At 40.5% G+C, this 12,716-nt stretch carries 12 protein-coding genes; 3 read left to right on the top strand and 9 right to left on the bottom strand.

What is annotated here, in order from left to right; translation table 11 throughout:
- The first annotated feature begins 42 nt into the window (after window positions 1–42).
- The gene (locus ACX0G9_RS24270; RefSeq protein WP_459067556.1) at window positions 43–894 is read left to right on the top strand and encodes an FkbM family methyltransferase; all 852 of its coding nucleotides are present in this window, start codon (window positions 43–45) and stop codon (window positions 892–894) included.
- Between the two features lie 101 nt (window positions 895–995).
- On the opposite strand, the gene ACX0G9_RS24265 is transcribed toward ACX0G9_RS24270, so the two are convergent.
- The 7 genes from ACX0G9_RS24265 to ACX0G9_RS24235 form a co-directional block, all read right to left on the bottom strand.
- The gene (locus tag ACX0G9_RS24265; protein ID WP_459067555.1) at window positions 996–1,916 is read right to left on the bottom strand and encodes a hypothetical protein; all 921 of its coding nucleotides are present in this window, start codon (window positions 1,914–1,916) and stop codon (window positions 996–998) included.
- A gap of 79 nt (window positions 1,917–1,995) precedes the next feature.
- A complete protein-coding gene (locus ACX0G9_RS24260) occupies window positions 1,996–2,997 on the bottom strand; it encodes a polysaccharide pyruvyl transferase family protein (RefSeq protein ID WP_459067554.1) in 1,002 nt (333 codons plus the stop codon).
- Complete coding sequence (locus tag ACX0G9_RS24255; protein WP_459067553.1) at window positions 2,994–3,551, bottom strand: methyltransferase domain-containing protein; 558 nt, start codon at window positions 3,549–3,551, stop codon at window positions 2,994–2,996. Before ACX0G9_RS24255 ends, ACX0G9_RS24260 begins: the two co-directional genes overlap by 4 nt.
- Window positions 3,514–4,728, bottom strand: a complete 1,215-nt coding sequence (locus ACX0G9_RS24250; protein ID WP_459067552.1) for an ABC transporter ATP-binding protein — start codon at window positions 4,726–4,728, stop codon at window positions 3,514–3,516. The genes ACX0G9_RS24255 and ACX0G9_RS24250 overlap by 38 nt, the downstream gene beginning before the upstream one ends.
- A 1-nt stretch (window position 4,729) precedes the next feature.
- Window positions 4,730–5,554, bottom strand: coding sequence for an ABC transporter permease (locus ACX0G9_RS24245; protein ID WP_459067551.1), 825 nt, complete (start codon window positions 5,552–5,554; stop codon window positions 4,730–4,732).
- Between the two features lie 130 nt (window positions 5,555–5,684).
- Window positions 5,685–6,848, bottom strand: a complete 1,164-nt coding sequence (locus ACX0G9_RS24240; protein WP_459067550.1) for a glycosyltransferase family protein — start codon at window positions 6,846–6,848, stop codon at window positions 5,685–5,687.
- Between the two features lie 74 nt (window positions 6,849–6,922).
- Window positions 6,923–7,186, bottom strand: coding sequence for an acyl-CoA-binding protein (locus ACX0G9_RS24235; RefSeq protein WP_459067549.1), 264 nt, complete (start codon window positions 7,184–7,186; stop codon window positions 6,923–6,925).
- 161 nt (window positions 7,187–7,347) lie between these two features.
- Here ACX0G9_RS24235 and lepA point away from each other — a divergent pair, with 161 nt between their 5' ends.
- Window positions 7,348–9,138: a translation elongation factor 4 gene (gene lepA / locus ACX0G9_RS24230; RefSeq protein WP_459067548.1), complete on the top strand. Its 1,791-nt coding sequence runs from the start codon at window positions 7,348–7,350 to the stop codon at window positions 9,136–9,138.
- 29 nt (window positions 9,139–9,167) lie between these two features.
- Complete coding sequence (locus tag ACX0G9_RS24225) at window positions 9,168–9,761, top strand: SHOCT domain-containing protein (protein WP_459067547.1); 594 nt, start codon at window positions 9,168–9,170, stop codon at window positions 9,759–9,761.
- A gap of 47 nt (window positions 9,762–9,808) precedes the next feature.
- On the opposite strand, the gene ACX0G9_RS24220 is transcribed toward ACX0G9_RS24225, so the two are convergent.
- Together ACX0G9_RS24220 and ACX0G9_RS24215 are read right to left on the bottom strand one after the other, a co-directional pair.
- Complete coding sequence (locus tag ACX0G9_RS24220; RefSeq protein WP_459067546.1) at window positions 9,809–10,912, bottom strand: hypothetical protein; 1,104 nt, start codon at window positions 10,910–10,912, stop codon at window positions 9,809–9,811.
- A gap of 91 nt (window positions 10,913–11,003) precedes the next feature.
- On the bottom strand, window positions 11,004–12,710 hold the full coding sequence (locus ACX0G9_RS24215) for an HAD-IIIA family hydrolase (RefSeq protein WP_459067545.1): 1,707 nt from the start codon (window positions 12,708–12,710) through the stop codon (window positions 11,004–11,006).
- Window positions 12,711–12,716 lie beyond the last annotated feature (6 nt).

Below are 12,716 nucleotides of genomic sequence, written 5' to 3'. Positions count from 1 at the left end.
ACCTGACCCGGTTAATTGTAAAATTCTGAATTTACAAAAAGTATGATAAACAAAAATCTAATTTATGATATAGGAGCAAACAATGGGAATGATACCGCCTTTTATCTTAAGAAAGGTTTTAACGTGATATCCGTTGAAGCCAATCCGGCACTTTCTAAAAACCTGAAGAGCAGGTTTAGCCATGAAATGGAGGACGGTCGCCTAATTGTTTTAAACGTGGCTATTTCGGAACATGATAATTCCGGGGTAGTTTTTTATATCAGCAGGGATCATGAGAAAAGTTCCTTAATAAAAGAAATGTCAGAAAGGGATGGACCGGTTGTAGATTCCATTATAGTGACCGGAAGGACCCTAGGCTCCCTATTTGACGAATTCGGGGCTCCTTACTATTGCAAAATCGATATTGAGGGCTATGACGATAAGGCTATAAGGCAATTAACCGGCTATCCAAACTGCCCTACTTTTATTTCCTGTGAAGGTTTCGGGAAAAGTATTGAAGAGGTTAACCGGAATGAAAACTTATTGTTTTCCTCGTTGAATTCATTGAAGTCGGCCGGTTATTCGAGTTTCAAACTGGTTGATCAGGAAAGTTTAAATGTGTTGACCAATAAAAATCATTATGGATTTTTACATAAATATTATACCCGATTGGTAACTAAGCTTGAAAGATTGACCGGCAGGTATTCTCCAAAATATAACAATAAGCTTTATGAAATAAAAAGAGGAATGATGGAAGGGATGGAGGTATCCGGATATTTTGGCGAAGACCTTCCGGAAAAATGGGAAGACTATGAATCCACAAAAAGATATATAACCTATCATTTTCGGGATTACTTTTTTCATACGCAGGATAAGCAGCTGACATTTGGAATTGATATTCATGCAACATATTAAAAGTTCCTCGCTCGTTCCTGGCCGGAAAATACGGTAAATAGATAGTCGGTCTGATCCTGGTTCTGTAGAGTGGAAATGTTAAGCGTTAAAATAATTAATGATTACAGTTTGGCGGCCAACTGGAATAACCCTCTTTTTATTCGGGTGCGGACCATTGTTTTCCATTTAAGCCTGACCAAACTTTTGGCGTTAAGATAATAATCAACATTTTTCATAAAATCGGAAAGCATTGCGCCATTTCGCTCAAGGCTTTCCTTAAATTCCATAAAATATGGAAGTAATAATGCATCATGCCCCTTCAGTATTTGCTGCATAAGCATATTATTGAAATGGATAAATATAATTGGATATTCCCTGTTGATCAATACGACTCCGTTAATAAGCACCCTTTTACATTCCTCCTCATTCCAGGCGCTTATATTACATCCCCTGTTACGAATGACCTTAATATCTTCAAACCTGACCGGAAGAACATCCAGGTAACGCTGATCGTCATATATACCTTCCATAATCCTGGCTTCCATTTTAAAATGGCAGGCCTCTGCCCACCATTGAAGCGCCGGAATTCCCTTTTTATTAGCGCCAATAAACCCCGCATTAAAAATTCCATCCGTAAAAAGGGAGAAAAAACTCATTTCATTTATTAATGGATCGGAGTTTCTCCAATGAGGGGTCAATAAGATATTTGAAGTATCCAGGTCATCAAACAAAAAAGTGTAGTCATTATAAAAAAAGATATCACAATCCGTGTAAAGAACTTTTTCGAAACCATTATTCAATAGATAAGCTATAAATACGGGTTTTAGCGCCCAACGGAACTTATCCATATTGAGGTGTGCATATTTTTTATAAATCTCCTGTGCCAGCTTTTGATTAAAAATATCTTCAGGGAAAAATATCGCTATGTTGGGATAGTTTATTAACGGGCAATCCTTTTTATTGCTGTCAGTGACCATTATCTGCAAGGCTATGCCCGAGTCATATTTTTCCAAAGAAGAATAGAGGGCCTTTGCGTAGGGCAAATAATTCGAAGTTATAATCGTACAAAATGTTTTCATCTTCGGTAAAAATAGCGTAGAAAATTACTATGCCTTATAATTCTTATAATTCTTTAAACTGAATTTTCCACTTTTTTATGTTTTCCCCCGGCATTAAAAGTGGCGGAGGTGAATATTTTCCCTGGATCCAATCGTTAATGCGATGGAGGTTTTTTCTATTGATAACGTTTAGTTGAATATCTTTTGCCAATTCCTCAGCTCTGTTGTCAATACTGATGATAAGCGCTGGGTTTTTTTCTTTCAATGCTGCTATTCCGGCATGTAATCTTGTGCCAATATAATTAAACCGGTTACTCTTTATAAATGAATCGAATTCATCAAACCGATGGTTCAATAAACTGAATTTGGTTTTATTTTTTTTAAAAGTGTCAAGACTTTCGATATAATCAAGGTCGGTTTTTCCCTGGGGGAAAAAAAAGACTTCCTTGCTTTCTGATTGTATAAGTAAACTCAATAATTGATTATCCATTACGGAATCCTGGTTGTAATCAGTGAGCGTAAATAAAATCTTATCAGTTTTTGTTCCGTACTTATTTTCAAAACTGCTATCCAAATCCCAGGTGGTAGGGCAACTGGTATTTATGGTGTTTGTAATTAAAGCTTTTTTCAGGTGATTTTTGGAATAGCCGTCCCTTAAAGAATGAGCATACCTTTTATGTAAAACTCTTTGATAATAAATAGAAGTTGGGAGATCGGGTGGGGGGGCGTATGAAGACCATCCTGTGCCAATCAATATAACGTTTTTAAAGCCCGGATTGAGGTAGAAAAATTTATTTTTCACAGGTGTGAATCTTGAAAAATGGCGGATATCTGATGTTAACAGATTTGTTCCCCCAACAAAGCTAAGCCTGGCATTTTTAATAAGGGCTAATTCGTTTTTTCCAAAATCAAAATGTGTTGAGATTCTTTTGATTTCATAATGAGGGAACAGGGTTTCTAATATGTCAATTATAGATTTAAAAATTATAACGTCTCCCAGGTTAAATGAAATACTATTGTCATTTTCTCTTAGTGATGGGTCAAGTAAGGCTATGTAATCATTCATTTTCTTAAAACGTAAATATAATTATTCGTAACTGTCTTATCCCTTTTAATAAGGTACATTTCATTTTTTGAAAATAAATCAATCAATTCCATTTCGCTCAAATGATTTCTCCAATGCAGTTTTTCCCTTTCTTTTAGATCAGTAAAGACATCCAATAAGCAATAGGAGATAATACATTCTTTATTTTTGACTGCTATCTCATCTATCAACCATTTATAATCATCAATATATTCCAGGCAGCCGCTTACAAATGCCAAATCACAGGTGAAGTCGGGGAATTCATAGTTGTTGAGATCAAATAGGTGGCTGTCAGTTCCCCGGTTGATATAATCGACTCCAAAATACTTACATCCATCGGGCAAATACTCTTTTAACCACATCTTTCCGCAGCCAATATCCATTATAGATTTTGTATTCGGGGGAATGTATGAAGCCATTTGTTGAATGCGATTTTTCCATTCCTCATCAAAGTATTCTATTTCTTTCCAGGTATTCAAGGTTTTACTATTGTGGTTTTTATCTTTTCCACTCAAAAATTTTTGCAATAACCCCATACTCATAATTTAAACCTTCAAACCCGGTTCCTGTTTTTATTATATCGAAGTTAATTACATTTTTAATATAATCAATTACCTCAATTCCTGGCAATTCGATGGCCAGATCGATCAGATACCTGTTTGGGGTTAAGACGTTTTTTGGGATCTTCGCTTGCAAATTGATCGTTTTAGTAATCTGATCGCCGCTGTAGTATATATTATCTATCGAAATTTTTCTGTTGCTTGTATCATTCAGGCTTATTCCGATAGTGAATGCCCTATTCCAGCTATGGTTTTCGATTTGAATGTGAATATGAATATCTTCCTCAATTTGAAAATATTGTTTTAACGAACCCGCTTCATCGGATGCAAATACTTTTGTAAAAAAAATGGGTTTTAAGGTTGTAGTATTCAAATTGTTGTACACTGAATTGACATAACTTTCAGATATCTTAATATATTCCTGAACAATAGCAGTAGAATGCCCCACTGAGTATAAATGGCCTTTTTGAAGATGGATAGCTTTCTCACAAAGGCTTGTTATCGCTGCCATATTGTGACTCACAAACAATATGGTTCTACCCTGCTCTTTACTAATCTCCTCCATTTTTCCCAGGCATTTTTTTTGAAACTCCAGATCGCCCACTGCAAGGACTTCATCTATTATAAGAATGTCCGGTTTTAGGTGTGCTGCAACTGCAAAACCCAGCCTGAGCCCCATACCGCTGCTATAGTTCTTTAGTGGTGTTTCCAGGAAGGCGGATACGCCGCTAAAATCGACAATTGCATCAAATTGATTATCGATTTCATGTTTTTTTAACCCGAGGATGGATCCATTCATGTATATGTTTTCCCTGCCGGTAAGTTCAGGATGAAATCCCGTGCCCACTTCCAGTAATGAGGCAATTTTACCGCGAATATTGATCTTACCTTCCGAAGGAGGAGTAATACGGCTAAGTATCTTCAGTAATGTGGTCTTTCCGGCCCCGTTGTTCCCAATAATTCCTATCCGTTCACCTGGTTGAATAGTTAGGTTTATATCTTTCAACGCCCAGAAATCAGTCGCCTGATTAAGATTTGCTAAAAATAGATTTTTAAACGAATCAGCCATCAAATCCCGCAACGAAAGATAATTCGCCCTTTTTTGGAGCCGATATTTTTTAGATAACTGATGTATTTCGATGATCGGTTTCATATTATATCAGATCTGCAAAAAAGACTTCTGTTTTTTTGAAATATACCAATCCAACAAATAGAAAAATAAACATGGAAAAAAGGCTGATCCATAATCCTGTAGTATTAATGGATCCCGTTTGCAAAGGGTATTTAAATACCTCGAATGCTCCATTAAATGGATTACAATATAGTAGATATTTTAACCATTTATTGTTCAGGTTACTAATGGGGTATACGATCTGTGAAGCAAAAAAAAGAACCTGCATAAGAAATGGAAGAAGATAACGGACATCACGGTATTTAATATTAAGAGACGCAAATAATAATCCGATGCCTAAAGAGGAGATCAGCGTCATCACGATTCCAGCCGGTAAACAATATATCATACTCCAGTGAACCGGCTGTTTATAGAAAATAAATAATAAGATCAGCATTCCAAAGGCTATGGCAAAGTCTATCAGAGATGTAGCCATAGAAGATATCGGAAGTATCAGACGGGGGAAATATACTTTGCGTATTATATTGGCATTATTGACCATGTTTTCACTGCTATTGGTTATTCCCGTAGAGAATAGTCCCCATAAAATTAAACCGCAAAATGCATATAGTGGATAAGGTATTTTACCTGTATTTATATGTAAAGAACGAGAGAAGATCACATAGAACAATATCATCATCATCAAGGGCTGTAATACGGCCCATAAGATACCCAGGAAAGTTTGTTTATATTTTACTTTAATATCTTTCCAGGTAAAAAAATATATTAATTCTCTGTTTTGCCAAAGTTCTTTAAAATCAAATGAAATTTTTTTGGGTGGAATAATTTCTATTTCAGTATTTTCCATTGATAATCATCCAATTAGTAATAAGTAAATATAAAAAATAAATCTGATTGGCTATTTTTATAATTTTCTTTTTATAGTAACTAACCGACTATTGATTCCAGGTTAAATTTTAAGATAGTGTATGCTCCATTTAACTCTTTCCGTTAGTAATTCCCATTAATTTTTTAAATGATCCTGCAAATTCTTTCTTTGAAAAAAACAAATAGGACTGGTTAATTTTCTTTTTAAACGCTCTCAGATATTCCGGGTCATTAATAAAATCAATGATTTTATTCTTTAACTCTTCCCTGGAGCGATAGGTCAGCATTGCGGCCTTGAATTCGTAGGGTATGACATAATCATGAGGAATCAGGGCAGGGGTACAGTATAATAACAAATCGGCGGTAAGTCCACTGGCGGTTGATTGACCATTAATTTCCGGATTTTTCCGTATACTTGCTTTGTTCATCTGTAATGGGCTCCAGATCAGATCGGCTTCCGATAGCTGCCGCTCGTAATCCGTCTGCGGAATATAGGTTTCATAACAGGTTGTTTTGAACGAGGGTAACTCCATTTTTTTGAGACGGGCAATAATATCCAAACCATAATCCGTGTTACAATTTCCCAGGACCACTAATTCGATGTTTGCGTGGCTGAAGCCTTGTTGTGATAAAAAATAGCGAAAAAAATCCACTACGGAATCATAATCTCTCCGATTAGATTCTACTGATCCCGGAATGACTATTTTAAACCGATTTTTTTCATTTTTTCCAATCTTGTCTTGCCAGGAATAAAACCGGGAAGGGATAAAAACCGTTGTTGAACCCGGATACTTTCTTTGAAAAAGATCTGTCATGGCCGGGAGAAAAAAACTGTAATGTCTGATCCGGTAATGAAGGAGTTTTTTTGCGATAGATTCGGTTATATCCCTGATATTCCGGTATCTGTAGGTGAAATATTCATTGACTTCATGGACGGTAAGGCTGATATGAACATCTTTGATAACAAGAAGTTTGGCCGAAAAGTATAATAGATTGTTGTCCAGGGTGCTTAAATGGAGGTGTGTATAATTGTTTTTTTTTAAAAAGGAAATAGTTTGATGGATAAAACTTCTGTTGGGGCAATCATCCGTTTGTACGAAAAAGCTTGTTTTGGGCCATAATTCAGTGAGGTTGCCTTTACCGTTTATGTTTCGATAAGATAATTCCTTCAGAAAAACAGCGGTCTTATCAAAAAGGTCTTCACAGAGATCAAAGAGCGCCGGCAGGTTTTCATGATGGGATGTTTCGTAGATGACAATCTTCCTCTCTGACATCAGGGGATATTAAAAAATGAGTTTTGACAAGAACTGTTTTTCCGGATGGCGATTATGAAAATGCCTGGAAAACGCTAGTTTCTTAACTTGGCTACAAGATCTGCGTATTCCTGCATGGCCGATTCTTTTGTCTTCCCTTTCAAGGCAACCCATGACTCGTATTTGGCCTTGCCAACAAAATCAAAGGGATTGGAGGGGGCTTCCGTATTCACATCCCCATCCGTAGCCTGTTTGTAAAGAGAGTATAATTGTAACAAGGTGTCATTACTGGGACGCTCGCTCAGACTTTTACTATCAGCAACCGCGAGATCGAATAATTCTTTCAAATCAGTGGTCATTCCTTGAATTTTTGTGAAAATAAGAAATATTATTGAGCTGCAGGTTTCATGCTGCCTGCTGGCAACCTGATCCGGGTTGGCTAATTAAGTCGGTTCATCGGCTTGCTGCTTGCGGCTATTTACTTACTTTTGCAGCCTATCTATAAATGGTATCAGAAGGAATGAAGAATATCAGAAATTTTTGCATTATCGCGCATATTGACCATGGTAAAAGTACCTTGGCAGACAGGTTGTTAGAGATCACCCATACCATTTCCGAAAGGGATATGCAAGCCCAGGTTTTGGACGATATGGACCTGGAGAGGGAAAAAGGGATCACGATCAAGAGTCATGCCATCCAGATAGACTACCCCCATAATGGGCAACAATATGTGCTGAACCTGATCGATACGCCCGGCCACGTCGATTTCAGCTATGAGGTTAGCCGGGCCCTGGCCGCCTGCGAAGGGGCGCTTTTGCTGGTTGACGCCACACAGGGCATCCAGGCTCAGACCATATCCAACCTCTATTTGGCTATTGAGAACAACCTGGAGATCATCCCTGTCATCAATAAGATCGACATGGATGGGGCAATGGTGGAAGAAGTAAAAGACCAGATTATCGAACTGATCGGCTGCAAACCGGAGGATATATTACTTGCCAGCGCCAAGACCGGGTTGGGCGTACAGGAGATCCTGGATGCTATCGTTGCCAGGATCCCTGCCCCTAAAGGAAACCCCGAAGCGCCTTTACAGGCTTTGATCTTCGACAGCGTATTTAATTCCTTCAGGGGGATCATCGTCTATTACCGTATTTTGAACGGTACGATTAAAAAAGGAGATATCGTAAAATTTGTGTCCACGGATCTTCAATATGGGGCGGATGAAGTGGGTGTCCTGAAGCTTGCCCTGACGCCAAAAACGGAAGTAAAGGCAGGAGATGTGGGTTATATTATCACCGGGATTAAAAATGCCAAGGAAGTAAGAGTGGGGGATACGCTAACCCTGGCCAATAACCCTACCCAGGAAATGATCAAGGGTTTCCAGGAGGTAAAACCGATGGTATTTGCAGGTATATTCCCCGTGGAAACGGACGATTTTGAAGAATTAAGGGATTGCATGGACAAATTGCAGTTGAATGACGCCTCCCTTACTTATGAGCTGGAGACTTCTCAGGCCCTGGGTTTTGGTTTCCGTTGCGGTTTCCTCGGCATGCTCCATATGGAGATCATCCAGGAAAGACTGGAAAGGGAGTTCAACCAGACCGTCATCACGACGGTTCCCAACGTAAGTTTTATCGCCCACACACATAAAGGGGAAGTGATCATCGTAAATAACCCTTCTGAGATGCCTGAGCCGACCCGCATCGAGCGGATCGAAGAACCCTATATCCGGGCCCAGATCATCACCAAGCCCGATTATATCGGTAATATCATGACCCTTTGCCTGGGCAAACGAGGCAACCTGATCAATCAGAGTTACCTGACAACTACCAGAGTGGAACTGATCTTCGAAATACCGCTCACGGAGATCGTATTCGACTTCTATGATAAATTGAAAAGCCAGACCCGGGGATATGCTTCCTTTGACTATTCTCCCATCGATAGGCGGGACAGCGATATAGCAAAAATGGATATTCTCCTGAACGGAGATAAAGTGGATGCGCTCAGTGCTCTGATCCATCGTGGTAAGGCACAGGAATTCGGAAGAAAACTCTGCGAGAAGTTAAAAGAACTGCTGCCCCGCCAGCAATTCGCGATTGCCATCCAGGCTGCCATCGGTGCCAAAGTCGTAGCTCGGGAAACGATCAGCGCTTTGCGCAAAGACGTTACCGCCAAATGTTACGGCGGCGATATCAGCCGTAAAAGAAAGCTGTTGGAAAAGCAAAAAGAAGGGAAGAAACGTATGCGCCAGATAGGTAATGTGGAAGTGCCCCAGGAAGCTTTCCTGGCCGTGTTGAAACTGGATGAATAAAGACCAAACCGGTAAATCCATATACGTTTATGCGCACTCCGCTCCAAAAAGGTGAAACAATCCTTTTGACCACCTACAGCAGTTGGACTTCTCTGATCATTCCCGTATTTATAGCCCTTGCGGCTGTCGCAGGTTCTTATTTTATAGGCTTTCTGCCCTGGGGATGGACATTAGCTCTTGCCGGTGTCCTCTATTTTCTGATCAGATATTATTCCTGGAAAGTAAATATCTGGGTAGTAACCAATTTTCGGGTGATCGATGAAACAGGTCTGTTAAGCCATTATGCGAAAGAAAGCCCCCTGGATAAGATCAATAATGTATCCTACGATCAAACCCTGATTGGCCGCTTATTCAATTACGGGCATGTAGAGATCCAAACCGCTGCTGAAGTTGGTGCCACCGATTATTTTAATGTGAACCACCCCAAACGGTTAAAAGACACGATTACCGCAGCTCAGGCAGAATATAAGATGGGAAATAATCCATACGTAATGGGTTTGAAGAATGCCGGACCTGGTATGGCAATGGAACTGGAAAAATTATTCGAATTGAAAGAAAAAGGAGCTATTTCGGAAATAGAATATAATAAGGCTAAACAAACAATACTGAACCGGAATTCCTGATGATATTTTCCTGGGAGATCCATGCGATTAATGCCCTGAGCCTTCCCTTACTGATTTCCGGGTTTTTTAACAGGATCTTTCACCGGTATTTTGGTTTTCCCCTTTTTTTGCAGATTCTTTTCGGATTGATCCATTAGTTTTTGCTCATTTGAATTTCCGGATTCATCCAGGATCTTTTCATCCATAGGAAATTCTCCGTCTTTGAGCTTAAAATTGAATAATTTATCGGCCAATTTGTCCACATGCACCCATTTCCCGTTTTTCCAGGTAAATCCTTCAAAATCTCCGTCCGGGATGTAGCTGTCCTTTTTTTCTGCTTCCCCGCCTTCAGGTATCAGATGATCAAAAACGATCATATCCATGTCCGGATCATAGTTGAAATGCGTTGACGCTTCTTTTTTATATTCCATGCTAAACCGGAATTGAACCGGCCTGCGGGCCGAATCCTCCTGAAAGGAGATAAATGGGCCGCCAAAAGCCGGTTCCCCGGAAGGGGTAAAGGTCAATACTTCCATCCATTTTTTATTGCTGGATTGGCTATAATCATCAAAACCAAGCAAAGTATAATAATTGGCGCCATTATAGGTTTTGAGGATGATCCGGTAATATATGGCCCCGATCCAATTTTTCCGTGTCCTTACGGAATCCAGGGGCTTTCCGGTAAACATGGAGACATCGAATAAGGGAAACAATTTTAAAGACCCGTCGGGCTGATTAACCTGAATTGCGCCTTCCTGCAGATACAAATAATCGTCTTTCTTAAATTGCCAGGTCAGGATCCGGAAACTGCTGTCGGGGGCATAAAGTCTTGAAATAGTTTGCAGCGAGTCAAAAGGGTAATAAAATGAATTTTTATTTTTTAAGGCCCTTACCAGTGATCTTACGAAAAGGCTGTCCGAACGTAAACGAACGGCCGGGGTATCCGAATAAACGATCTGATCGGAAAACCGTTTCAGGGAATCTTCATATTTGCGGAAAACCTTTTTTTCCGAAGTACTCAGGGGTTTGACCTTTTGGGCAGTCTGGGCAAATATACGGGTGGTGACCCCAATCAGGCATAACCCCGCCAGCAGGATAGAACGGTATTTTTTGCCGGGAAAAGACCCTGATTTGCCGGCTAAGGACCTGGATGGGGAATACCTGGTGAGCATACGATCGGAAATAAGTTAAATTGGCTAAGTTACGATTGAGAATACGGGCAATCCAAAGGGGAACGTTAAAACAGGCGCAAAATTTTGCGGATCATGATAAAGCTTTGGCAAAATCCAACAGTGAATCAAAAGCCAGGTCGATAGCGGGATGGGGGAGCGACTGTCCCGGATTAGTCGTTTTAAGGAAAACGGTATGCATTCCGGCATTTTTGCCGAACTCCATATCGCTGATATTATTACCAACCATAACTGAACGGACGAGGTCAATCTTCTCAAAATCCTTCTTCGCCTCAAAGGCCATCCCCGGATTGGGCTTACGGCAGGGGTGATCATTCGAAAGGGAATCGCAGAAATAGATCCGGTCGATCCTTCCGCCTGCTTCATCGATCTCTGCTGTCATTTTTTGATGTATATCCAGGAGATCTTCCCGGGTCATCAACCCTTTTCCCACCCCTTTTTGATTGGTGACTACCAGGATGCGGCCAAACTTTCCGGCCAGTAGTTTTAAGGCTTCTTTCACTCCGGAATAAAAAGCGAATTCTGAATAGTTAAAAATATAACTCTCCTCCTTCTCGTGATTAATGACGCCATCCCTGTCTAAGAATAGCGTCCAATCATCACCCCAACTCACCCCTTTATCCCCTGAAGGGGGTGCTGCCAATTCCTCTATGCTTGCTACCAACCTGCTCCAGGAATATTTTTGTTTTTCCTTCAGAAGCTGAGGAAGAAAATAGTCGCTCCCCGCCTGAAAAAAACGAAGGATAGCGTCTGCCAGGGCTTTTGCTTCGGGTTCTGCAACCAGGCCCGCTTTTTCATGAGGTACCAGGGCCGGCAGCCCGCCTACATTGGTGACGATCATCGGGCGCTCAAAATGATAGGCGAGAGGTGTTACACCGCTTTGTGTGGCATTCCGGTAAGGCTGGACGATAACATCGGCAGCGCAGAGATAATATTTTACTTCCCGGTCGGGAATAAAATCAGTTCTCAGGATCAGTGAATCCGCAATATTCAATTTCCCGATCTGCTCCTGGTATGGTTTAGGATCTTCATAGTATTCTCCGGCAATGAGTAATTTAATGCCTGAGGATCTGATCCTTTTATCGGCCATGGCATCCAATAATATATCAAGACCTTTATAACGGCGGATAAAACCAAAAAAAAGGATCACCTTGTCTTCCTTCCCGATATTCAGTCCCTTCCTGCTCCTGAGTTCTTCCCTGGCCGCTTGCCTGCTTATGGCTTCTCCGAAGTTATCGTACAGGGGATGAGGGACCTCCCGGGCTGGTTTGGTCGTTTCAAATTCACGAAGATCCTGCATCACCTTCGAGCTCATGGTGATAAAAGCATCACAGCTTTTCAGGAAATACCTGGTGAATGTAGTATCACCCGGACGCTTTTCATGGGGCCGTATATTATCGGTAATCGCAATGATCTTTGTGTGGTTGTTTTTTCGTACCCTTCGCAGAATCGTACCCAAGGCCGGACCCATAAAAGGGATCCAGTAACGAACTACGATAATATCCGGTTTTGCTTTTCTTAACTCTTCTCCGATACGGATCCAGTTCAGCGGATTGATAGAATTGATCCGGGATAGGATCTTTAATCCTTCAGGTGCCGGCTCATTGGAATATTGGGAAGTTCCGGGGAAAAGGAAAGATGGATATTGGAGGGAAAAGGAATAGATCGTACAATCGTATCCTTCCTGTATGAATTCACGGGCAAGTCTTTGGTTAAAAGTAGTGATCCCCCCTCCGCGCAGAGGATGTGCAGGTCCTAGAATTAAAATGCTTCCTTTCATGCGCTC

This window comes from Flavitalea flava, assembly GCF_054461575.1.
This window is presented reverse-complemented; position numbering and strand designations above follow the sequence as displayed.